General features: G+C 68.8%; 20 protein-coding genes. 8 read left to right on the top strand and 12 right to left on the bottom strand.

The annotated features are described in order from the left end of the window. Nucleotides 1-22 precede the first annotated feature (22 nt). The 5 genes from H7F49_RS01775 to H7F49_RS01755 form a co-directional block, all read right to left on the bottom strand. Nucleotides 23-1,543 (bottom strand): GH39 family glycosyl hydrolase, encoded by a 1,521-nt coding sequence (locus H7F49_RS01775; protein ID WP_185681828.1) that lies wholly within the window; start codon nucleotides 1,541-1,543, stop codon nucleotides 23-25. A 106-nt stretch (nucleotides 1,544-1,649) separates the two neighbouring features. After that, nucleotides 1,650-2,765 (bottom strand): NADH:flavin oxidoreductase, encoded by a 1,116-nt coding sequence (locus H7F49_RS01770; protein WP_185681827.1) that lies wholly within the window; start codon nucleotides 2,763-2,765, stop codon nucleotides 1,650-1,652. Between the two features lie 137 nt (nucleotides 2,766-2,902). Next, nucleotides 2,903-4,264 carry an aromatic ring-hydroxylating oxygenase subunit alpha gene (locus H7F49_RS01765; protein ID WP_185681826.1) on the bottom strand — a complete coding sequence of 454 codons (1,362 nt, stop codon included), beginning with the start codon at nucleotides 4,262-4,264 and terminating at the stop codon, nucleotides 2,903-2,905. Between the two features lies 1 nt (nucleotide 4,265). Further along, nucleotides 4,266-5,468 (bottom strand): acetyl-CoA hydrolase/transferase family protein, encoded by a 1,203-nt coding sequence (locus tag H7F49_RS01760; RefSeq protein WP_185681932.1) that lies wholly within the window; start codon nucleotides 5,466-5,468, stop codon nucleotides 4,266-4,268. A gap of 85 nt (nucleotides 5,469-5,553) precedes the next feature. Further along, the gene (locus H7F49_RS01755) at nucleotides 5,554-6,720 is read right to left on the bottom strand and encodes an acyl-CoA dehydrogenase family protein (RefSeq protein ID WP_185681825.1); all 1,167 of its coding nucleotides are present in this window, start codon (nucleotides 6,718-6,720) and stop codon (nucleotides 5,554-5,556) included. A gap of 150 nt (nucleotides 6,721-6,870) precedes the next feature. On the opposite strand from H7F49_RS01755, the gene H7F49_RS01750 reads away from it, so the two are divergent. Next, nucleotides 6,871-8,022, top strand: coding sequence for a CaiB/BaiF CoA transferase family protein (locus H7F49_RS01750; RefSeq protein WP_185681824.1), 1,152 nt, complete (start codon nucleotides 6,871-6,873; stop codon nucleotides 8,020-8,022). Between the two features lie 281 nt (nucleotides 8,023-8,303). Here the strand turns inward: H7F49_RS01750 and H7F49_RS01745 are convergent, their stop codons facing one another. Continuing rightward, nucleotides 8,304-8,870 (bottom strand): nuclear transport factor 2 family protein, encoded by a 567-nt coding sequence (locus H7F49_RS01745; RefSeq protein ID WP_185681823.1) that lies wholly within the window; start codon nucleotides 8,868-8,870, stop codon nucleotides 8,304-8,306. Further along, nucleotides 8,867-10,045, bottom strand: coding sequence for an FAS1-like dehydratase domain-containing protein (locus H7F49_RS01740; protein ID WP_407940279.1), 1,179 nt, complete (start codon nucleotides 10,043-10,045; stop codon nucleotides 8,867-8,869). Before H7F49_RS01740 ends, H7F49_RS01745 begins: the two co-directional genes overlap by 4 nt. A 232-nt stretch (nucleotides 10,046-10,277) precedes the next feature. Between H7F49_RS01740 and H7F49_RS01735 the strand changes: the two genes are divergently transcribed. From H7F49_RS01735 to H7F49_RS01725, 3 genes are read left to right on the top strand one after another with little or no spacing between them, the layout of a single operon-like run. Then, a complete protein-coding gene (locus tag H7F49_RS01735) occupies nucleotides 10,278-11,678 on the top strand; it encodes an aromatic ring-hydroxylating oxygenase subunit alpha (RefSeq protein WP_185681821.1) in 1,401 nt (466 codons plus the stop codon). Between the two features lie 22 nt (nucleotides 11,679-11,700). Continuing rightward, nucleotides 11,701-12,069, top strand: a complete 369-nt coding sequence (locus H7F49_RS01730; RefSeq protein WP_214647589.1) for an EthD domain-containing protein — start codon at nucleotides 11,701-11,703, stop codon at nucleotides 12,067-12,069. After that, nucleotides 12,062-13,312, top strand: coding sequence for an MFS transporter (locus H7F49_RS01725; protein WP_185681819.1), 1,251 nt, complete (start codon nucleotides 12,062-12,064; stop codon nucleotides 13,310-13,312). The genes H7F49_RS01730 and H7F49_RS01725 overlap by 8 nt, the downstream gene beginning before the upstream one ends. A 3-nt stretch (nucleotides 13,313-13,315) precedes the next feature. Here the strand turns inward: H7F49_RS01725 and H7F49_RS01720 are convergent, their stop codons facing one another. Further along, the gene (locus H7F49_RS01720; protein WP_185681818.1) at nucleotides 13,316-14,227 is read right to left on the bottom strand and encodes an acyl-CoA dehydrogenase family protein; all 912 of its coding nucleotides are present in this window, start codon (nucleotides 14,225-14,227) and stop codon (nucleotides 13,316-13,318) included. Further along, nucleotides 14,227-15,372 carry an acyl-CoA dehydrogenase family protein gene (locus H7F49_RS01715; protein ID WP_185681817.1) on the bottom strand — a complete coding sequence of 382 codons (1,146 nt, stop codon included), beginning with the start codon at nucleotides 15,370-15,372 and terminating at the stop codon, nucleotides 14,227-14,229. Before H7F49_RS01715 ends, H7F49_RS01720 begins: the two co-directional genes overlap by 1 nt. A 151-nt stretch (nucleotides 15,373-15,523) precedes the next feature. Here H7F49_RS01715 and H7F49_RS01710 point away from each other — a divergent pair, with 151 nt between their 5' ends. Continuing rightward, complete coding sequence (locus H7F49_RS01710; RefSeq protein ID WP_185681816.1) at nucleotides 15,524-16,708, top strand: acyl-CoA dehydrogenase family protein; 1,185 nt, start codon at nucleotides 15,524-15,526, stop codon at nucleotides 16,706-16,708. Beyond that, complete coding sequence (locus H7F49_RS01705) at nucleotides 16,705-17,679, top strand: acyl-CoA dehydrogenase (RefSeq protein ID WP_185681815.1); 975 nt, start codon at nucleotides 16,705-16,707, stop codon at nucleotides 17,677-17,679. Before H7F49_RS01710 ends, H7F49_RS01705 begins: the two co-directional genes overlap by 4 nt. A 64-nt stretch (nucleotides 17,680-17,743) precedes the next feature. Here H7F49_RS01705 and H7F49_RS01700 read toward each other — a convergent pair whose 3' ends face one another. After that, nucleotides 17,744-18,715 (bottom strand): alpha-ketoacid dehydrogenase subunit beta, encoded by a 972-nt coding sequence (locus H7F49_RS01700; protein ID WP_214647608.1) that lies wholly within the window; start codon nucleotides 18,713-18,715, stop codon nucleotides 17,744-17,746. 14 nt (nucleotides 18,716-18,729) lie between these two features. Continuing rightward, nucleotides 18,730-19,725, bottom strand: a complete 996-nt coding sequence (locus H7F49_RS01695) for a thiamine pyrophosphate-dependent dehydrogenase E1 component subunit alpha (RefSeq protein ID WP_185681813.1) — start codon at nucleotides 19,723-19,725, stop codon at nucleotides 18,730-18,732. Between the two features lie 161 nt (nucleotides 19,726-19,886). On the opposite strand from H7F49_RS01695, the gene H7F49_RS01690 reads away from it, so the two are divergent. Then, the gene (locus tag H7F49_RS01690) at nucleotides 19,887-20,177 is read left to right on the top strand and encodes a hypothetical protein (protein WP_185681812.1); all 291 of its coding nucleotides are present in this window, start codon (nucleotides 19,887-19,889) and stop codon (nucleotides 20,175-20,177) included. A 7-nt stretch (nucleotides 20,178-20,184) separates the two neighbouring features. Here the strand turns inward: H7F49_RS01690 and H7F49_RS01685 are convergent, their stop codons facing one another. Next, nucleotides 20,185-21,858 carry an FAD-dependent oxidoreductase gene (locus H7F49_RS01685; protein WP_185681811.1) on the bottom strand — a complete coding sequence of 558 codons (1,674 nt, stop codon included), beginning with the start codon at nucleotides 21,856-21,858 and terminating at the stop codon, nucleotides 20,185-20,187. 130 nt (nucleotides 21,859-21,988) lie between these two features. Here H7F49_RS01685 and H7F49_RS01680 point away from each other — a divergent pair, with 130 nt between their 5' ends. Further along, complete coding sequence (locus H7F49_RS01680) at nucleotides 21,989-22,783, top strand: enoyl-CoA hydratase/isomerase family protein (protein ID WP_185681810.1); 795 nt, start codon at nucleotides 21,989-21,991, stop codon at nucleotides 22,781-22,783. Nucleotides 22,784-22,807: the final 24 nt, after the last annotated feature.

The following is a 22,807-nucleotide window of genomic DNA, read 5'->3' as shown; positions in this document are numbered from 1 at the left end:
CCTCTGGGTCGCATAACAGGTATCAGCCGAGTTCGATCAGCGCCACGCCCTCCGGGGGCAGATCGAGCACGAGCGTGGCCGTGCCATCGAGGCGCAGCATGGTGGGCCGGGCGATGTCCGCGGCTGTGCGCAGGGCGGCAATCTGGGCGGCGGTCGGATAACGCGGCGAGCCCATCGCGCGCCAGGCGGGCATCGGCGAACCGCGCTCCTGATCCACGAACCGCACCGCCACCGGGGCATGCGGCCGCCCACCGGCGAGCCTGATCCGGTAGCGCTTCGCCGACCCGGTAACCGACCGCACGGCCGTTGATCCCGGGATGCCCGCGGGCTGCTTCGCCTCGGCCAGATTCCACACCAGCGCCGCGATCGCGCCATCTGCCCGGCGCGAGGCCAGGACCGGCCCGGTGGCCGCCAGTCGCTCGCCATGCAGGCGGTGCAGCAATTTGTAGGTGTTGAACGCGGGGAGGGCGATCCCGCGCTGCATGGCCGACCAGCCGATGTCGCCCTCCTTCAGCGTGTAATCGGCCACGCCGAGTTCCTCGTAAGTGCCGGACAGCGTCCAATGCGACATGGCGGTGACGTGCGGCAGGCATTGGGTCACGACGTGGGCGATCATCGCGGGGCTGTCGGATGACCATTCGCTGAGCCACAGCGGACGGCCGGCGAACGGGGACGCGTCGATCAGGCTGCGCACCTTGGCGACCGTGTCGGGGATCACCTGGTTGATCGAGAAGGCCGTGCCCTTGCCATAGAGCTCGTCCTGGTTGCCCCCGGAATAGGCATGGGTCGCGAAGAAATCGACCGGGGCGTTGTTATCGTGGCAGAAGGCGGCGAAGTCGCGCACCCAGCGCCCGGCGGAGGTGGACGGCCCACCCACCGGGATGGCCGGATCAACCGACTTGATGGCGACCGCCGCGGCCTTGTAGAGTTCGAAGTACTGCTGCTGCGTGCCGGTCCAGAAGAACGGCAGGTCCGGCTCGTTCCAGATCTCGAACGGCCAGGTCCGCACCGTGGGGGCGCCATAGCGCGAGACCAGGGCCTGGACGAAGGTGGCGATGAACCGTCCCCAGTCCTCCATGCTTTTCGGCGGCGAGACATTGGCGTTGTAGAAACCGAAGCCACCGGTTCCGCTGGCCAGGGCCCGGGGCATGAAGCCCACCTCGACATAGGGCGCGACGCCCCGCTCCACCAGACCGTCGTAAACCTCGAAGATGTTGCGGAAATTGGGGGTGGGCTTGCCGCGGTTGAGGATAGAGGGTGCAAAGACCCCCAGCTCGTCATTGAAGATGCCGTGAAAGCGGACCCGCTTCAGCCCGGCCTCATCCCGCCACCGTTCGAGATCCTTGCGCCAGCTTTCGCGCAGGGTGATCGCCGCCCGGTCCGATCCGGCGCATTCGGCCCACACCTGCCGCAGCGGTCCAAGGGTCTCGCGCGCGGCAATGTCCACAGCCACGGTGTCGAGCGGCATGGGGGCCGGAGCGGCACCCGCCGCCGTGCTGCCGAGCAGAGCACCGGCGGCCATGACAAATTCGCGACGGTCCATGCCCAGGCCCTTTCGGAAACCGCGACACCCTGACGGGTTTGGCCACGATAAGCCAGCCGGCGCGTGCTGGGACCCGCGCTCATCCCGGCGGCGATGGGCCGCCGGATCAGGCCAGCACGCCCAGCGCCTCGCTCGAGAACGGGGTCAGCTCACCCAGCCGTCCCGCCGCCACCTTGTTGGCCCAGTCCGGATCGGTGATCAGCGCGCGTCCCACCGCGATCAGGTCGAACTCGTCGCGCTCCATCCGTGCGATCAGCCCGTCCAGGCTGGCCGGTTCGGAATGCTGGCCGCTGAACACATGGAGGAAATCGCCATGCAGCCCCACCGATCCGACGCTGATCGTCACCGCACCGGTGAGCCGCTTGGCCCAGCCGGCGAAATTGCTGCCCTCGGCGCCGTCGATCTCGGGAAACTCCGCCTCCCAGAAGCGGCGCTGCGAGCAGTGCAGCACATCGACCCCCGCTTCGACCAGCGGCAGGAGCCAGTCGGTCATGGCCGCGGGTGTTTCCGCCAGGCGCGCCCTGAAGTCCTGCTGCTTCCACTGGCTGACGCGCAGGATCAGCGGGAAACCCGGACCGACGGCGGCCCGGATGGCCGCCACGATCTCGGCCGCGAAGCGCGAACGCTCCTTCAGCGTGGGGCCGCCGTAGCGGTCGGTGCGGCGGTTGGTGCCGGACCAGAAGAACTGGTCGACCAGATAGCCATGGGCGCCATGAACCTCGACCGCGTCGAAGCCCAGCCGCTGCGCATCGGCCGCCGCCCGGGCAAAGGCGGCGACCGTGTCGGCGATGTCCTCCTCGGTCATCGCCGCACCCCTCGGCTGGTCTGGCGCGATCAGGCCCGAAGGACTTTCCACGGTGACCCCCGGATCCCAGTCCATGCTGCTCGAGCGAACCGCCCCGGTGTGCCAGATTTGCGGCGCGATCCTGCCCTGCGCCCGGTGGACGCCATCGACCACCGCCGGCCATCCTCCCAGGAAGGGATCGTGGAAGCGCGGCACGTGGGGTTCGTTGCGCGAGGCCGGGCGATCGACCACCACCCCTTCGGTCAGGATCAGGCCGACCCCGCCTTCGGCACGGCGCCGGTAATAGTTGGCGTGATCCGGCCCCACGGCGCCATCGATGGCGAAGCCGCGGGTCATCGGGGCCATGACGATGCGGTTGCGCAGCGGCATTGCGCCGATCGTCAGGGGGCGGAACAGGACACTGGTGTCGACGGTCATGGCAGATGATTTCCGGTCAGATGTTGCACGCCCCACCCTGCGGGACCGGCACCCGGCCCGACAAGATCGAAGTGTTTAGCCCCCTAAGCATGGCCTCTGCCAGAGCGATACCGCCACCGGTTTCCGGCCCGGCCGGATCAGTCGAGCCGGCGCGGTGCCCCGCTGCCCATGAACCGGGCCAGGTTCATGTGCAGGCTGCCGATCGCCCGTTCCATATAGGGGTTGGGCTGGGTGCCCCGGAAGCCGGCCGACTTCATCCCCTGCTGGACGGCGCGCATGTTGGCGAAGTCCTGCTGGAGCACCGGCGGCCAGTCCTCGGCGGCGGTATAGGTCCAGGTGGTCACCGGCGCCTCGCCCTCCGGCCATAGCTCGTAGACGGCCGCCTCGAACACGCACTTGTCGGGATCGTCCCCCCAGGGGCGCGCCGCATAGCAGAGCATGTTGTTCACCGCGTGGCCGATCTGGAAGTTGGGGAAGACCTGCCAGGCCGTGCCGCTGCGCGCGACATGGGCGGGATCGACCACCGGCCAGTGGACCCCGCGTCGCGCGTCGGCCTCGCGCGCCGAGCGCAGCCAGTGGGCCGAAACCTCGGCCGCCGGGGTGCCGGCGGGCAGCTCGTCCTTGAGCCGCAGCGCGGCGTCGACCAGGGTGCGGGTGGTGTTGGTGTTGGCGTTGTCCCAGGTGTACACCTGCATCTCGGCAGTCGACAGGCGGGGATCGTCGCCCGAACCGAGCCGCAGCTTGGCCTGGTCCTGCTCCTGCCCCTTGGGCGCGTCGTAACCGATGTTGGTGTGGAGGCCGTGATTGCGGGCCCAGCCCCGGAACTGCCCGAAGACGTTGAATTCGGGATGGGTCGTCTGGACGTGGTAGGTCTCGTTGAAGGCCTCGAGCGCGACCTTCCAGTTGCAGTCGAACACGATCCACTTGCGCCAGCGGCAGCGCATGTTGTGCAGCTCGAAGGGATCGAGCATCTCCGGGATCGGGCCCAGCCACTCGCGCAGGGACGGGCTGTCGGGATCGAGGTTGATCCACAGCCACCCGCCCCAGGTTTCGGCCTTGACCCGGCCCAGGGCGGTCCGCTCGGGGGTCAACGCCCCCTGCCAGTCATCCTGGTGCTGGACGAACGTGCACTGCCCCTCGCGGTCGAAGGTCCAGCCGTGGAAGCCGCAGATGAAGTTGCGGCGATGGCCGGTGGCGTTGCGTTCGCCGGGCGGGGTATCGACCAGCCGGCGTCCCCGATGGGGGCAGACATTGTGAAAGGCACGGACCGAGCCATCATCGGCGCGCAGCACGATGACCGAATCATCGCCGATATCGTAGGTGACGAAATCGCCCGGCGCCGGGATGTCCTCCTCGCGCCCGGCCTGGAGCCAGGCCTTGCGCCACAGCAGCTCCTGCTCGAGCCGGGCATAGTCCCGCGAGACATAGGCATCGGGCGGAATCGTGAACGGCGCCTCCAGATCGGCAGCCGCGGTGACAGTGCGATCGGCAGTGGTCATGTCAGAATCCCCTTCGGGCAATGGCGTGGGCTTCGCGCTCGAGGTCTTCGCGGAAATCGGGATGGGCGATCGCCGCCAGGGCCCGGGCCCGGTCAGCCATGCTGCGCCCCTTGAGTTGCGCTGCGCCGAACTCGGTGACGATGACGTCCACCTCGCTGCGGGCCGTGGTCACCGCACCCGACAGCGTGGGGACGATCTTGCTGACCGCGCCGCCCTTGGCGGTGGCTGCCAGCGCGATCAGCGCGTGTCCGCCCGGCGACCGGGCCCCACCCCGCACGAAATCGACCTGCCCGCCGGTTCCGCCCAGGTAAGCGGAACCCGATGCCTCGGCATTGACCTGGCCGGTCAGGTCGACCTCGATCGCCGAGTTGATCGTCACCAGCCGGGAGAGGCGCGCCATCACGGCGGTATCGTGCGTGTAGCTGGCCGGGGCCATCCGAATGGCGGGATTGCGGTCAACGAAGTCGTAGAGTCGGCGGGTGCCGATCAGCGCGCAGGCGACCGACACCCCGCGATCGATCTCCTTGCGGGCATTGGTAACGACCCCGGCCTCGACCAGATCGACCAGTCCATCGCCCAGCATGCCCGAATGAACCCCCAGATCGCGGCGGTCCCCCAGCAGGCGCAGGATCGCGTCCGGCACCCCGCCCACCCCGGTCTGGATCACCGCGCCATCGCCGATGAACTCGGCGCAGTGGCGGGCGATCGCGGCATCGGTCGCCGTGATCGGCGCGCCCGCCACTTCAACGGGCGAATGGTCGCAATGGACCGTCACGTCGATCTCGTCGCGGCTGATGGTCACGCCGGGTGTCCACGGCACGGCCGCGTTGACCTCGGCGATGACCACGCGGGCCCGGGCCACGGCGTCCAGCACGTGATCGCTGATCAACCCGCAACTGTGCCGCCCCTCGGCGTCGGCCGGGCTGACCTGGATCATCGCCACGTCGCAGCCGATCTCGCCCGTGGCGATCATCGGGCCGATCTGTCCGACATGGCAGGGGATAATCGTCATCGCCAGGGCTCGCGCCATGATGCGCAACTGGCCGATCGCGCCCATGCTCGACAGCGCGAAGCTGGTGGCCGTCTCGGGCACGAAGGCGCCCGAGAAGCTCGACGCGATGAAGAGCGAAAGTCCGCCGATGCCGGCGCCCTGCCGGATCAGCGCGTCGCGCAGGACCGGAGGTTCACCGCAGGCCTGGCCCATGACGATGCGATCGCCGGGGCGCAACCAGGCCGCCAGGTCGAGCGTCCCGGGGGTGGTGTCAACGGTCACGGCGGGCCTCCCGGGCTCAATACGACTTCGGCAGGCTAAGCACCTTCTCGGCAAGGAAGTTCAGGATCATGTGCGGGCTGACCGGAGCTGTCCGCGGAATCAGGCTCTCGCGCAAGTAGCGTTCAACGTGATATTCCTGGGCATAGCCCATCCCGCCCATCGAGAGCATCGCGGTGTGGCAGGCCTCGAAGGCGAACTCGCCCGCCAGGTACTTGGCGGTGTTGGCCTCCACGCTGCAATCCTCGCCCTTGTCGAACAGGGTGGCCGCCTTCATCGTCATCAGGTTGGCCGCCTCGAGCTGCGCCCAGCACTTGGCCAGGGGATGCTGGATGCCCTGGTTCTGGCCGATCGGACGGTCGAACACGATCCGCTCCTTGGCATAGCGGCTGGCCTTCATGATCGCGGCGCGGCCCAGCCCGATCGCCTCGGCGGCGAGCAGCACGCGCTCGGGGTTGAGCCCCTCCAGGATATAGCGGAAGCCCTGCCCTTCCTCGCCGATCAGATCGGCCTCGGGCACCCACAGGTCCTCGATGAACAGCATGTTCGAATCGACCGCGTGGCGGCCCATCTTGTGGATCAGCCGGGTCTCGATCTTGCTGCGGTCGAAATCGGTGTAGAACAGCGAAAGGCCATCGGTCTTGCGCTTGATCTGGTCGAGCGGGGTGGTCCGCGCGAGCAGCAGCATCTTGTTCGCGACCTGCGCGGTGGAAATCCAGATCTTCTCGCCGTTGACCAGGTAGCCGCCCTCCCGGCGCTCGGCCCGCACCTTCAGCTGGGTGGTGTTGAGCCCCACGTTGGGTTCGGTCACGGCGAAGCAGGTCTTGTCCTGACCCGAGGCGATGCCGGGAATGCTGCGCTGCTGCTGCTCCTCGGTGCCGAACAGGATGATCGGCTCAAGCCCGAAGATATTGATATGGATCGCGGAGGCCCCGCTCATCCCGGCGCCGCTTTCGGCGATCGCCTGCATCATGATCGCCGCCTCGGTGATGCCCAGCCCCGATCCGCCGAACCGCTCGGGCATGGCGATGCCCAGCCAGCCCGCCTCGGCGAGCGAACGGTAGAAGTCCTCGGGAAACTCGCCCGACTGGTCACGTTCCAGCCAGTATTCGTCGGGAAACTGCGAACAATGCCGCAGGATCGCTTCGCGGATGTTCTGCTGGTCTGGGGTAAAGGCGAAATCCACCCTGGCGTTCCTTCCGATCCGGCGCGTGCACGGCATTCAGGTAGCAACCGGCATAAGCTTGCGACAGTGCTCCCTCCGTACATATCGGCCCGGCGAATTGCCGCGGCATGGCCGGAGCGGCTAGGGCAGGTCAGGTTCGAGGAGACAGTGATGGCATCGCAGCCCGGTGGCCCCCTATCCGGCATTCGCGTGATCGATTGCACCAGCATGGTGTTCGGCCCCTATGCCACCCAGATCATGGCCGACATGGGGGCCGAGGTGATCAAGGTCGAGCAGCCCGGCGGCGACGACACGCGCTACATCAACGCCGGAGTGGCCCCCGGCCTTGGCGGCATTTTCGTCAACTGCAACCGCGGCAAGAAATCGGTGGTGCTCGACCTGCGCGCGGCGGAGGGCAAGGCGGCGCTGCGCGATCTGATCGCCACGGCGGACGTCTTCATCCACTCGATGCGGGGCAAGGCCATCGCCCGGCTCGGCTTCGACTATGCCGCGGTCAGCGCGATCCGGCCGGACATCGTCTACACCAACTGCTACGGCTTCTCGCGGCGCGGCCCCTATGCCGACAAGCCCGCCTACGACGACACGATCCAGGCCGAATGCGGCCTGCCCTACGTCCAGTCGCTGATGAACGGCGAACCCGGTTTCGTCGCCACGATCATGGCCGACAAGGTGGCCGGCCTGACCGCGCTCTACGCCACCACCATGGCCCTGTTCCACCGTGCCCGCACCGGCGAGGGGCAGGAGGTGGAAGTCGGCATGTTCGAGACCATGGCCAGCTTCATGCTGGTCGAGCATGCGGGTGGCAGGCTGTTCGATCCCCCGATCGGACCGGCGCATTACCACCGCGCCGCCAACCGTCACCGCAAGCCCTATCGCACCAAGGACGGCTATGTTGCCGCACTGATCTACAACGACAAGCACTGGAACGCGTTCGTCGGGGCGGTGAAGCCGGAATGGGCCACGCCCGAGATGGCGCAGCTTGCCAACCGGGCCGGGCAGATCGACCACATCTACCAGAAGCTTGGCGAAACCTTCCTGACCCGGACGACGGCGGAGTGGCTCGAGCTGCTCGGCACGCTCAACGTGCCGGCGGCGCCGCTGCGCACCACGGACGAGCTGTTCGACGATCCGCATCTCGCGGCGATCGACTTCTTCGAGGACATCGAGACGCCCGAGGGCAAGGTTCGCTTCCCCGGGGTGCCGACCTGGTTTTCCAAGACCCCGGGCAAGGTTGCGGGTCCAACACCGGAGCTCGGCCGGGATACCGATGCCGTGCTCGCGAGCCTGAAACCCAAGGACTAGGGCGCGGGGACACGTTCGAGGGGCCGGTTGCGCCCGAATTCAGCCCCTGGCGCTCTCCCCTTCAGGCGAGAGATACGGAGGCTTGTCCCGAAGGGACTAGCCGGAGTTGAGCGGGGATGTGGGCCGGTGATGCGCGCTGGCCCCTCTCCCAACCCTCTCCCCTGAAGGAGAGAGGGCTCTGTCCGCTCTCCGCCAAAGCGGTCGCTTATCCCACCGCGACGTTTGTCCAGGCGGCCTCGGGCGGGACCACATCTCGACCGCCGCCCCGCGCGCGCCTTGCCCTACCAGCGCTCGCCGTCGCTGCCGACCTCGATCGGGCGCTGGTAGCTCTTGTCCTCGCGGCTCCAGACCGATCGCAGGAAGCCCTTGCACATCGGGCCGTTGACCCAGTCGGCCGGACCGTCGAGCGACATCTCGACCGTGCAGCGGCGGTAGAGCAGCCGCCACTCGGGCTGGCCGCCCGGACCCGGACGGCGTTCGAGCCGGTCGAAGTAGCGGCCCGGCGCCACCTTCATGCTCTGCTTGTCGGGCGAGAGCATCGTGCCGATCACGTAGCTTTCGCAGTGGGCCATATCGCCGTCGATCTCGCAGGTGTGCGTGGTGATATGGTGCATCGTCGCCGAGAAGAACCGGGCGTGTCCGGCATTGGCCCGTGCCGGATAGTCCGGCGCGGGCGTGATGATCGGGCCATGCTCGTCGATCCCGTCCGGCCACCAGCACGATGCGGTCAGATCGATATCCTGCCGGTCGCGCCCACGCGCCTCGCGCATGATGCAGTCGAGAATCGCCTGCCGGTCGGCCAGATCGCGGACCGTCGCCGCGAGCGAGGCGAGGTCCGCACCCGTCATGCCGGCTTCTTGATCAGCTCGATCTCGGCCTTGGCCGTGGCCAGGACCGCGCCCAGCTGGTTCGCCATCTTGCAGTCGACCGCGACCATATGGCGACCGTCCTCGTCGACGAACTTGTCGAGGATCGTGCCGGTCATGATCGTGATGTCGCCGGTCAGCGCCGGGCTGCGATAGTTGGCGACCGAGTGGCGCACCATGCCCCATTCCCCCGCCCAGCCGGCGAAGTAATCGGTGATCCAGGCCCCCATCGAGGCGCCGTAGCCATAGCCGCGCGGCATGCCGATATAGCGCGCCCAGCGCGGGAACAGGTGCCCGCGCGAGGGGCCGATATAGGCGCCGTCGGTGTTCTCGGGGTTGTTGGCCTCCTCGGTCGGATCCTGCTCGGGCCCGGCCATCGGCCCGACGAAGCCCAGCTCGGCCATGTTGAGATCGGTGCGGCGGTGCATCGAGCCCCACTGGGTGAAGGTGTAGGCGCGCCATTCGGTGGTGAAGCTGACGATCGAATGGGGCCCGAAAACGCGTTCGGGCAGGGCGCTGCCGATCACCACATCGTCCCAGTAACGGGCCGAATGGCCAAGATCGTGCAGCATTTTGATCCAGCCGTACTTGCGCTCCTCCAGCGCCTCCAGCTCGTCGTCGGTCCAGACCGGATCGTCATGCCCTTCGCTGGTGTCGCTCTGGCTCGCCTCGCCGGCGGCCTGGGCATAGCGGATCGAGGTGGAGCGCTGCTTGGCGACCAGATCGCCATGCTGGTTGTAGTAGAAGTTGTCGCCGCGCTGGAAGCAGGTCGGACCGGCGAACTTGGTGTCCTTGATCGTGTAGTCGAACGGGATGCGTTCGTTCCACACGCGGTCGCCGCCCTTGATCCGCGGGCCATAGAACCACCATTCGTCACCGCCGAACAGCATGTGCGAATTGGGGATTTGCCCGATGCACGAAGGGGCCGAGCCGTGGCCGTCGTCCATCGACACGGCAAAGCTCTGCGGCGCGACCAGTTCGCCGAAGCGGCTCTGCATCGCGAACATCGTGTCGTAGTGCAGGCGGTTGGGATAATGCATCGCCTGGACCCAGCGGCGGATGTCGGTGTTCGCGAAGGGCTCGACCATGCGGGCGGGCTGCATGGGCTTGCCCATGTAACGATCGAGGTCGGAGCAATCGAGCTTGGCGTCGGGCATGGTCATCCATCCTTGTTTTGCGCGGTGCTACCAAACCGCCCCCCCGGTACAAGCCGAGCGGACCCCGGCCCGCCACATATCGCCGGAGCATTGTCGCCGCCCGGACGTCTTTGTTGCAGCGCGGCAATCGGCGAGGCGATGAGTGGCCCTGGCGCGGCGATGGCGCTTTGTCTCGTTTTGCCCGGCCGCTACCACTGGGACCGTCGCCATCCGCCAGGGCCAGGAACCAGACATGACCGCATCCGCCACCGAAAGCCACGCCGTGCCTTTCCGGGTGACCGATCCCCAGAAGATCCCCGCCCCGCGCTACTACGATCCCGCGTTCTTCGCGCTGGAGACCGAGAAGCTGTGGTCCCGCACCTGGCAGATGGCCTGCCGGCTGGAGACGATCCCGAACCTGGGCGACTGGATCGAGTATTCGATCCTCGGCCGCTCGGTGATCGTCACCCGCACCAAGTCGGGCGTGCGCGCGTTCCACAACGCCTGCCGCCATCGCGGGGTGCAACTGGTCCCCACGGGCAGCCACGGCAACTGCAAGACCCAGGGCTTCATCTGCCCGTTCCACGGCTGGCGCTGGAACGGCGAGGGCAAGAACACCTTCGTCTATGGCCGCCACCTGTTCGACGAGAGCCTGCTGGGCGAAGACGAGCTGCGGCTGCCCGAATGCCGGGTGGAAGAGGCGTTGGGCTGCGTCTTCATCAACTTCGACGACGATGCCCTGTCCCTGCGCGAGACCTGGGGCCCCGTGCTCGACCGGCTGGAGAAGCGCCTGCAGGCCAACCAGCGCGCCGAATGGTGGTTCGCCACCGAGATTCCGGCCAACTGGAAGATCGCGATGGAAGCGTTCATGGAAGGCTACCACGTGATGCGCACCCATCCGCAGCTGCAGCGCGCGGTGCCGATCCTCTACAACTCGATGTATGGCCACGACACCGGCGGGATCGGCGATCCGATCGATCCGAACTGGACCAAGGAGCAGAACATCGCGGCGCAGATCAAGAACCTTGAACTGCTCAGCGAAGGCATGGCCGGCATGGTCCACGCCAAGGAGGTCGAGCTGGCCAAGCTCGTGCCGATCGACGCCCTGCCCGATGATCCGCAGCAACTGATCATGCACTGGTTCGGCGCGGTGCAGCACACCATCGTCGAGGGGCTCAAGGCCCGCGGCGAGACCGTGCCCGATCTCAACGCGCTAGCGGTCTCGGACCCGATCCAGGCGGTGGAGTTCCTCTTCCCGCACTATTTCCTGCTGCCGTTCTTCACCAGCACCAGCGCTTACCGGATCCGGCCGACCGGTCCCGAGACCTGCCTGTTCGAGATCTGGTCGCTGACCCATTTCCCCGCCGGGGAGGAACCCGCGCCGGTGATGGAGCCGACCGTGCTGCCGTACGACAGCGACCAGTTCCCGCCGATCCCGCGCCAGGACTATTCGAACATTCCGGTCCAGCAGAAGGGGGTCCACGCCAAGGGCTTCGAATTCATGCGCCTCTCGCACGAGAAGGAGGGCATGATCAGCAATTACAACCGGATCATCGATGGCTATCTGGGCGATGCGCCGGCCGATCGCCTCGCCGCGGCGACCCATACGCTGGGCGGCAACTTCGACGGCCGGTTCTTCACTTACGATTTCTGACCGGGCGTCCGTGCCTGCGGTGATGATCTTCCTGAAGCGGCGCCCGGGGCTCAGCCATGCCGAGTTCCGCGCCTATTACGAGGATCACCATGTCCCGCTGTGCCTGCGCTACATGGCGGGGCCGCGGCGCTATGTCCGGCACTACCTCGAGCCGGGTCCCGACGGCGAGGAGGGCCCGTTCGATGTCATCACCGAACTGACATTCGACAGCCTGGCCATGCGCGACGCCGTGCTCGACGCGCTGCGGCGCGATGCGATGCCGGCTGACGTGATCGCCGACGAACGGAACCTGTTCGATCGCAGCCGCAGCCGCGCGGTGGCGATCGACAGCGTGGAGACCGCCCTGCCCCCGCGCATGGCACCGGATGGAGCGAAGCCCGGCCATGAATGACCAGACCATGCCCACCGCCAAGGCCGGCGCCCTGGCCGAATGGCGCGGCCACTTCATGCTGCCGGTGGCTGCGGCCTGCGGCTATGCCACCAGCGTGATCCACATCTATGGGCTGGGTCCCTATATCCAGCCCATGGCCGAATCCTTCGGGTGGAGCCGGACCCAGGTCACCGCCGGCGTGACCATCGCCACGCTGGTCCAGGCGCTGATGAGCGTGCCGGTCGGGCTCGCGGTCGATCGCTATGGTCCGCGCGCGCTGGGCGTGGTCGGGGTGCTGCTCTCGGCCGCGGCCTTCGCCGGGATCGGCACGGCCACCGGCAGCCCGGCCAACTGGTATCTGCTTTGGTTGCTGATGGCGCTGGCCACCCTGCCGGTCCAGGCGACGGTCTGGACCAGCGCGGTCGCCTCGCGCTTCACCGCCTCGCGCGGGCTGGCCTTCGCGGTGACGCTGTGCGGGGCATCGGTGGCCCAGGCGCTGTTCCCCTACCTGGGTGCGCGGCTGATCGCGGCGTTCGGCTGGCAGCGCGCGATGGCCTGGCAGGCAGCGCTTTGGATCGCTCTGGCCTTTCCGTTGATCTGGCTGTTCTTCCGCGGCGCGCATGACCGGCCGCGCGGCGGCGGGGAACGCCAGGCTGCCCGCGCCGCCGCGCCGGACACAGGGATGACCTTTGCCCAGGGGCTGCGGTCCAGTGTCTATGCGCGGCTGTTCCTGACCTGCCTGATGCTGACCTTCGGCATGGTCGCCCTGTCGATCCATTTCGTTCCCGTGCTGACCGCGCGGGGCGCCACGCCCACGGCCGCCGCGGGAATCGCCTCGCTGATCGGGCTGTCCTCGATCATCGGCCGGCTCGGCACCGGGATCCTCATCGACCGCTATCCCGCCCGGCTGGTCGGTGGCGGCGTGTTCCTGCTCCCTGCCCTGGGGACCGTGGTCCTCCTGTTCAGCGGGGCGAGCGGCCCCGGCCCGATGCTGGCCGCTGCGGTGATCGGGCTGACGCTGGGCGCGGAGATCGACGTGGTGGTCTATATCCTGACCCGCTACTTCGGCCTGCGGGCGTTCGGCGCGCTGTACGGGGCGCTGCTGATCGCGCTGTCGCTGGGCACCGCGCTGGGTCCGCTGGCCGCCGCCCGGGTGTTCGATCTGACCGGCCGCTACGACCTGTTCCTGTGGACCACGGTGGGCCTGATGCTGGCGAGCAGCGCCGCCCTGCTCAGCCTGCCGCGCGAACCCGCGACAGAGTGATCGTCAGCCCCACAGGGCCTCGGCCGCAGCCAGGGCATGGGCCCCGCGCCCGCCCAGCTCGCTGGCCAGCAGCTTGAGCCGGTAGGTCCACAGATGCAGCGGGTGCTCCAGGGTCATGCCCATGGCGCCCATGAACTGGTGGAAATCGTAGACCACCTGCCACGCCGCTTCCTGCGCGTGCAGCGCGGCCAGCGCGGCATCCCCGGGATCGCCGCTGTGCGCGGCCCGCATCGCCAGCCAGTAGACGCCGTTGGTCCGCACCTGGGCCTCGGCCAGGCGATGGCGCAGCGCCTGGAAGGTGGCGAGCGGCCGCCCGAACTGCTTGCGATCGGCCACGTGAGCGCAGACGCTGTCCAGCGCCGCAGCCAGCAGGCCCGCCGATTCCGCCGCCAGCGCGACCTGCCCCAGCCGGCGCGCCTCGGCCGGCGGCAGGTCGTGGCGGCGGCGCGCCTCGGGCCATTGCCGCAGGGTGGCCACGGGATAGCCATAAAGCGCCGCCGGTTCGGGTCGCAGGTCGGCGGCGGTGGCGACGAAGCTGGTGACCGTCTCGCCCACGATCACCACGGTCGCGCCGGGGGCCAGGAAGCGGACCGGCCGGCGCAGATCGCCCGCCTCGACCAGGCAGACCGGGCCGGTCACGTCATAACCCAGCGCCGGGCGCAGGATCGCGGACGCGGCCGCCTCGGTCGCCTGCGGCAGGCGGGCCAGCCGTTCGACCACGATCGCGGCGGTGCCGGTCCCCAGATCGGGATCGAACCCCACGTCCAGGAACCCGCCGTCGCGCAGCGCGGCGTCCAGCGCGGGGTCGGTCAGGGCGAAGCCGGCGCCGTGCAGCGATACCGCGGCAAAGGGCCGGGTGAGCCCATCGAGGGCATCGCAGATCGCGATCTGGTCGGCGTTGAGCGCAAGGTCCATCAGCGCGGCTCCCGCGGCAGCTTGAGCACGTCCGTGGCAATGATGTTGAGCTGGATCTCGGCCGCTCCGGCGGCGATCCCCGCCACGATCCCGCGCTGGTGGTGCATCTTCAGGTAGGGGTGGGCATCGGCCAGGGCTTCGGGCAGATGCTCCACCACGAATTCGGCCACCCGCCGCTCGGCCATGACCGTGGCGAAGCGGGCCGACGAGCTTTCCGCCCCGATCGTCTCCCCCGCCGCGCGGCGCGTGACGATGGCATAGGAAGCGGTGCGCGCCGCCTCGCACAGCGCGGCGGCATGGGCCGCCTCGATCTTCACCGCCTCGCCGGTCCACCGTCCCTGTTCGCGCAGGATCGCCACCGCGCGGTCAAGCGCGGCGCGGGCCAGGCTGTAACGGGGGATGCCCAGCCGTTCGTTGACCAGGCTGTAGGCGATGATCTCCCAGGCCTGCCCCTCTTCACCGAACAGCGCCTCGCGCGGGACGCGCATGTCGTCGAAGAACACCTCGTGGATGTCGCCCTCGCCGATCAGCGAGGGGATCTGGCGCACGGTGATCCCGGGCGTGTCCATCGGGACCAGCAGGATCGAGATGCCGCGCTTGCGATCGTCCGAGGTGCGGCACAGCAGGAAGCAGGTGTCGGCCAGCCCGGCATAGGAGGTCCAGATCTTCTGGCCGTTGACGCGGTAATGATCGCCCTCCAGCACCGCTCGCGTGCGCAGGCTGGCCAGGTCCGAACCCGACCCGGGCTCGGAAAAGCCCTGGCACCACAGCGCCCGGCCTGCGGCGATCGGCGGCAGATAGCGGGCCTTCTGCGCCTCGGTGCCATAGCGGATCAGGGTCGGCCCGATCCAGTTGACGTTCATGTACTGGCCGCCGCGCGGTTCGCCGGCGATCCACATCTCTTCGGCCAGGACGGTCTGATGCCACGGATCCAGCCCCAGGCCGCCGATCGCCTCGGGCCAGTGCGGGGTCAGCAACTGCTGCTCCGCCAGCTTGCCGCAGAACTGCTCGGCGAAACGGGTCAGCGCCGGCGAGGCCGGGCCGTGCTCGGCGAACCGCTCCCAGTCCGGCGGCAGGCTTTCGGCGAGGAAATCCTTGAGCCGCTGGCGGAAGGCCTGCTCCTCGGGGGTCCAGGTGAAATCCATGGATGGAGCAATGCCCGCCGACCCGCCCCCCGGCAAGCGCCCTGCCCCACTGGCGCGGAGAGATTGCCCGGGCGATGGAGCGGGCCATCGCCAACGGGATATTGCAATCGCCGGCTTGCGCTGCGCCGCCGCAGCGGGCCTAGCTGGGATCATGTCCGCATCGTCCGATCCCCTAGCCGTGCTGCGCCGCGAACTGCGCGCCTGGCTGGCCGCCCACCGCCCGGCCGACTGGCGCGAGGCCGCCACGCACGAGGCCTTTGTCGCATCCCAGCGAGCATGGTTCGCCCGCCTGGTCGAGGCCGGCTATGCCATCCCGCACTGGCCGGCCGAATGGCCCGGCGGCGGGCGCAGCCTGGCCGAACAGAAGGTCATCTACGAAGAGCTGGCCCGGGCCGATGCGCCGCGGCTGCTGCTGTCCTTCGTTTCGACCTATCATGCCTTCGCCACGCTGCACGAATGCGGCAGCGCGGAGCAGCAGGCCCGCTATCTGCCGGGGATCCTGCGCGGCGAGACCTGGTGCCAGGGCTTTTCCGAACCCGGTGCCGGATCGGACCTGGCGGCGGTGCGGACCCGGGCCGAGCGGCAGGGCGACGTCTATGTGGTCAATGGCCAGAAGGTCTGGTCCACCATGGCGCAGTACGCCGATCGCTGCCTGCTGCTCGCCCGCACCTCCAGCGAGGGGGCCAAGCAGGCTGGGCTCACCTATTTCCTGATGGACATGAAGGCGCCGGGGGTGACCGTGCGCCCGATCCACCAGATCCAGGGCGACGAGGAATTCGCCGAGATCTTCCTGGACAACGTCGCGATCCCGGTGAGCGAGCGGGTCGGGGCCGAGGGCGACGGCTGGGCCGTGGCCCAGGCGACCCTGTCGTCGGAGCGCGGGCTGACGCTGATGGAGCTGGGCTACCGGATGCGCGGGGCGCTGGACCGCATTGCCGATCTCATCCTGGCCGGTGGGCGGGCCGACGATGCCGGGGTGCTGCGCGATTTCGGCGCGCTCGGCGCGCAGGTCGATGCGGTCTGCGCCCTGGCCGACCAGTTCCTGGAAAGCCGCATGGCCGGAACCGAACAGGTCGGCGATGCCTCGATCGTCAAGAACGCCTATTCGCGCGCGCTGCGGGCCTATGCCGCGCTGGGGGTGCGGCTGGGCGGGATCGACGCGCAGTACATGGCGCCGATCACCTATGGCGATCTCAACAGTGGCAACTGGATGGCCGATTTCATGAACAGCTATGCCTGGACCATCGCCGGCGGCAGCGAGGAGGTGCAGCGCAACATCATTGCCGAGCGCATGCTGGGCATGCCGCGCGAGCCCAAGGGGTGGACCCTGGCATGACGATCGCCCGCGACGAGCTGCGCGACGCTACGCGCAAGACCCTGGGCGAGGCGGGTCTGATGCCCGATGCCGGGCAGAGCTGGCAGCTGCTGGCGGAACTCGGCTGGTTCGGCCTCGCCGCGCCCGAGGCGGACGGGGGCCTGGGCCTGGGGGCCGAGGCCGTGGCCGCGGTGCATATCGAGCTGGGCCGCGCGCTCGTGCCCGGTGCCGCGATCGCGCAGATGACCGCCATCGCCGTGCTCTGTGCCGCGCCGGACCTGCCGGATCGGGACGCGCGGATCGCCGCCGCCATCGCCGGGGAACGGGTGGCCCTGTCGCTCGACCCCGCCGACGCGACCGGGCTGCTCGGGCTGGTCGACGCCGATCTGGCGCGCGAGGTGTTGCTGGTGGCGCCTGACCGGATCGCGCTGGCGCCGATCGAACAGGCCACCGGGCGCCCCGCCTGGGACCTCAGCCGCCGCCTGTTCGACGGGACGGCGGGCCCGGCCACGGTGATCGCCACCGGCGAGGCGGCCCGGGCGATCCACGATCTGGCGACCCGGCGCCTGCTGCTGGCCCTGTCCGCCGATGCGGTCGGCGGAGCGGAGGCCGCGCTCGACATGGCGGTCGACTATCTCAAGACGCGGCGCCAGTTCGATCGGCCGCTCGCCCTGTTCCAGGCGCTCAAGCACCGCGTCGCCGACCTGAAGATCGCGGTGGCCGCCGCCGAGGCCCTGCTGTGGAGCCGCGCCGGCGACGAGGCCAGCCTGGTCCAGCTCGGGGCGCTGAAGGCGCTCGCCACCACCACCTATTGCCGCGTGGCGGAGGAGGCGGTGCAGTTGCACGGCGGAATCGGTCTGACCCGCGAGCATCCCTGCCACCTGTTCCTCAAGCGCGCGTTCCTCAACGCGGCGCTCGGCGGCGATGCCGATCACTGGACGGAGCGGGCGGCCCGGGCCGCGCTGGCGCCCCCGTCAACCGCCGACCGCTGAGCCGACGCGCAGGGCGAACCTTCGGGACAGGCGCGGGCGACGCCCCTGTCCCGAACCGTCCACTTCAGTCCATCAGGGCCTTGGCCGCGGCGACGATCGCGTCGGGCTGGATGATGTAGGCGTCCTCCAGCACCTTGGCGAAGGGCACCGGGCACTGCGGGGCGCCGAGCCGGGTGACCGGCTTCTTGAGCTGGCCGAACAGCTCCTCGTTGATGGTCGCGGCGATTTCCGCCCCCGGCCCGAACGAGCGCACGGCCTCATGGACGATCATCGCCCGCCCGGTCTTGGCGACCGAGTTGAGCACGCATTCGCGATCCCAGGGCGAGATCGTGCGCAGGTCGATCAGCTCGGCCGAGATCCCGGCCTCGGCCAGGCCCTGCAGCGCCATCTGGCAGCGCAGCACCTGCGACGACCACGATACGATCGTCACGTCGCTGCCCGGCACCACGACATTGGCCTTGCCCAGCGGGATCGGCCCCTGATCCGGCGCGACCTCGCCCGGGACGAACAGCGTCATGCCGCCCTCGATGAAGATGCAGGGATCGGGATCGTCGATGCAGGACAGCAGCAGCCCCTTGAGGTCGGCCGGGTTCGAGCCCGCCACCACCTTGATCCCGGCGGTGTGGGCGAACCAGCCCTCGAAGAAGTCGGAATGCTGCCCGGCGGTCTGCCAGCCCGCGCCGGTCAGGGTGCGGATGGTCAGCGGCACGCTGGTCTGCCCGCCCGACATGAAGCGCAGCTTGGCGGCGTGGTTGACGATCATGTCCATGCACACGGTGGTGAAGTTCATCATCATGATCTCGGCCACCGGCTTGTAGCCGGCCATGGCCGCGCCGATTGCCGCGCCCATGATCGCCTGTTCGGAGATCGGGGTGGACTTGACCCGCTCGGTCCCGAACTTGCTCGACAGGCCCTTCATCGTGCCGGTCACGCCGCCACCCTCGCGGTCGCCCACGTCCTCGCCCAGGACCAGCACCTTGGGATCGGCGGCCATGGCTTCCATCATCGCGGCGTTGATCGCCTGGATGCCGTTCATCTGGATCTTCTCGCTCACGCGGGCATCTCCTCGGCAAAGACATCGCGCCGCAGTTCGTCCAGCGATGGCAGCGGGCTGTTGAATCCGAATTCCTGGGCCTCGGTGATCTCGGCCTCGATCGCGGCCTGGATCGCGGCCAGGTCGTCCTCGCCGGCATGGCCCTCGGCGATCAGGCGGGCGCGCAGCGCCGGCAGCGGATCGGCGGCCATGGCGGCGGCCTTCTCGTCCTTGTCCATGTAGAAGTCGTCATCGCCCAGCACGTGGCCGAGGAACCGGAAGGTCTTGCACTCCAGCAGGGTCGGCCCCTCCCCCGCCCGGGCCCGCTCGATCGCGGCCGAGACATGGGCATACATGTCGTCCGGATCGTTGCCGTCCACCGTGTAGCCCGGCATCCCGTACCCGGCCGCGCGCTTGGCGATGAAATCGACCGAGGTGGCGTCCTCATAGCGGGTGTGCTCGGCAAAGCCGTTGTTGGCGCAGACGAACAGAACCGGCAGCTTCCACGCCGAGGCCATGTTGAGCGATTCGTGGAAGGCCCCGATGTTGGAGGCGCCATCGCCGAAGTAGGCCACCACGACCCGCTTGGACCCGTCGAGCTGGGCGGCCCAGGCGAGGCCATTGGCGATCGGCATGGACGAACCGACGATGCCGGTGGTGACCATGATCCCCATGTCCGGATAGGTCAGGTGCATCGGGCCGCCCTTGCCCTTGCAGGTCCCGTCGATCCGCCCGGCGATCTCCGCCCACAGCGGCTTCAGCGGCATATCCTTGGCGACCATGTCCTGGATGCCGCGATAGATCGTGCAGATCTGGTCATCCTGGGTGAGCAGGTGCGAGATCGTCGCCGGGATCACCTCCTGCCCGCGGGCGGAGTAATAGGGCATCTGCAGCCGCCCGCGGCGCAGCGAGGCGCGGATCGCGTCGTCGTTGCGCTCGACGCGGAGCATGCGGCGGTAGATGTCGACAAGCGCCGCGCTGTCGGGCTTTGCGACATTGCTTAGGACGGCCATGGTATCCCCTGATGGCTGATGGATCTGGCGGTCACTGTCCGTTCGGGACCCGGCCAGGTCAACCGCGCCACGGCGATATTTGGCCGCCCCCGGGGCCGAGCCGGGCCCGGCGGTGTAGCAGAGCATCGGCCCAGACGGCGCCACAGCAAGGATGATTGCGGATGATCGACAGGACAAGCGCAGAGCAGGCGATCGAGCAGGCCGCGGAACGGGTGGTATCGCTCGAGGCCGAACTTGAGGCGGCGGGCCATGCCGCGACCGGCGGCGACGATCTCGCCTTGGTGCGCGCGGCGCTGCATGCCTGGGTCGATACGGTGGTCGGCGCGGTCGCCTCGCCGGGGGTCGGGCGGGTGACGCTGATCCATGCCAACGGCAGCCAGACCAAGCTGGCCTCGCCCGAACTCCCCTATCTGCTGACCCGGCCGGTGTCGTTCACCACCCCCCAGGCGTGAGGCGGGGTCAGAGGCTGTTGTCCAGCCCGGCCGCGTGCCGGGCGGCAACATAGCCGAACGCCAGCGAAGGCCCGATGCTGGCCCCCGCCCCGACATAGACCCCGCCCATCACGCTCGCGCTGGATACGCCGCAGGCATAGAGCCCGTCGATCACCGAGCCGTCGGGCCGCAGCACGCGGGCCCGGGCGTCGGTCACCGCGCCGCCATAGGTCGAAACGTCGCCCGGAACCACGTCGACCGCATAGAACGGGGCCTGGTCGATCCGGGCGAGTGCGGGATTGGGCTTTAGGAAGGGATCGCCCAGCCACTGGTCATAGGCCCGCGCGCCCCGCCCGAAATCGGCGTCGTGGCCGGCATCGACGAAGCCGTTCCAGCGCGCGATCGTCGCCTGCAGCGCTTCTGCAGGAACCCCGATCTGCGCCGCCAGGCCTTCGATCGTGTCGGCCTCCTTCAGATAGCCGCTGTCCTTCCAGACCTGGTGCATCTTCGCCATTCGCACCCCGGCGATGGGGTAGGACTGGGCAAACCGCGCATCGAAGATCGCCCAGCTGGGAATGGCGGGGACCGTGCGGTTCCGTTCGAACATGGTCTGGCAGTACAGCTCATAGCTGCCGCCCTCGTTCATGTAGCGCTGGCCCGACTGGTCGACCAGGATCGCCCCGGGCTTGCCGGTCAGGCTCTGCGCGGGCGGCTTGACGAAGGCCTGCTCCCACCCCGGCATGCGCGTCATCTGATAGCCGACCATCTGGTCCATCTGGCCCAGCGCCGCGCCGATCCGCTCCATCTCGGCATGCATGTCGCCGGTGTCGCCTTCGGGCGTGTTCGACCATTCGGCCCGGGTGCCGGGCATGAAGCGGTCCCGCATGGCCTGATTCTGCGCGAACCCGCCGGCATTGATCAGCACGCCCAGGCGCGCCCCGATCCGGCGCCGTTCGCCGCCGCTTTCGGCGATCACCCCGGCGACGCGGCCATCCGCGATCACCAGTTCGCGCACCGGGCTGTCGATCCGGACGTCGGCCCCGGCGTCGAGCACGGCCTTCAGCAGCCGTCCCTGCAAGGCCGCCCCCGCCGAGACCCATTGCTTGCCGGTTAGCTTGCCGGCGATCACCCGCAGGCCGATCCGCAGCAGCAGCAGCTTGATCTTCCAGCTCCTGCCGACCCAGGCCAGCTTCAGTCCCTCGGACAGCATGGCCGGCTGGCTGACGAAGCCGGGGCGCAGCCGGGCCGCCCATTCGGGGCCGAGTTCGGCCTTGTTGAAGTAGCGCGCGGTCACGGTCCGGCTGGTCTTGCAGCCGCCCGGAACCTCATCGTAATAGTCCGGCCAGAAATCGGCCCCGCGCGCCAGGGGGATGCCCTGGGCCAGCAGGAAGTCGATCATCTTCTGGCTCTCGACCACATAAGCGCGGCGCTTTTCCGGGGTCGATCCGGGCAGGTTCTCGGCCAGCGCCTCGAGATAGGCGATCCCCGCCTCGGTGCTGTCCTGTTCGCCGGCCTGCCGCATCAGGGGGTTGTTGGGCACCCAGATCACCCCGCCGGACTTGGCCGTGGTGCCGCCGACATAGCCGGTCTTCTCCAGCACCAGCACGCTCTTGCCGGCCTGGCGCATGACCAGCGCCGAGGTCATCGAGCCGGCGCCGCTGCCGACCACGACCCAATCGAAGGTTTCGTCGAATCCGTCCATTGCGCGCCTCTCTCCCGGATTGTGCGGTTAGACCGCCCTGCCCCGGACCAGACAAGGCCCCCCGAAACCGGCAGCGGCCTTATCGCCGGGGCGGAGTGGGAATCGCGCCCTTGCGTGATATGCCAGGGGCATGAGCACACCGCCCCGCCTCGATACCATCCTGCTGGACCGGCGCGGCCGGCTGCTGGTGATCACGCTGAACCGGCCCGACAGCCTCAACGCCTTCAACCTCGCCCTGCACGATGAACTGGTGATCGCGCTGGACTTCGCCCGCGACGATCCGGATTCGGACGTGGTGCTGCTGACCGGATCCGGACGCGCCTTTTCCGCCGGGGGAGACCTGGACCATATCGCCCGCAATGCCGCCGAGCCCGAACGGTTCGATCACGAGGTCCGCATCGCGCGGACCATCGTGCTGACCCTGCTCGATATCGCCAAGCCGGTGATCTGCCGGATGAACGGCCATGCGGTGGGGCTTGGGGCCACCCTGGCCCTGCTGTGCGATGTGATCTTCGCGGCCGAAACGGCCCGGATCGGCGATCCGCACGTGCAGGTCGGTCTGGCCGCGGGCGATGGCGGGGCGATCGTCTGGGCCCAGCGCATCGGTCTGACGCGGGCCAAGGAGTTCCTGCTGACCGGCGAGCTGCTCACCGCACCGCGCGCCGCCGAGCTGGGCCTGATCAACCACAGCCTGCCCGCCGATCAGCTCGACGCCGCGGTCGAGGCCTTCTGCGAGCGGCTGCTGGCAGGGGCCCAGATGGCGATCCGCTATACCAAGCAACTCACCAATCTTGAGCTCAAGCGCACCGCCGAGCTGGTGCTGGACCAGGGTCTGGCGTGGGAATCGGAGACCGTGCGGAGCCGCGATCATGCCGAGGCGGTGGCGGCCCTGCGCGACAAGCGCCCGCCGCGGTTCGAGGCCTGATTCCGGGGAGCTGACTCCGGCTGG

Source organism: Novosphingobium aerophilum (assembly GCF_014230305.1).
Taxonomy (GTDB): Bacteria; Pseudomonadota; Alphaproteobacteria; order Sphingomonadales; family Sphingomonadaceae; genus Novosphingobium; species Novosphingobium aerophilum.
The sequence above is the reverse complement of the archived record's forward strand: the minus strand, read 5'-3'. Positions and strand labels throughout refer to the sequence as shown.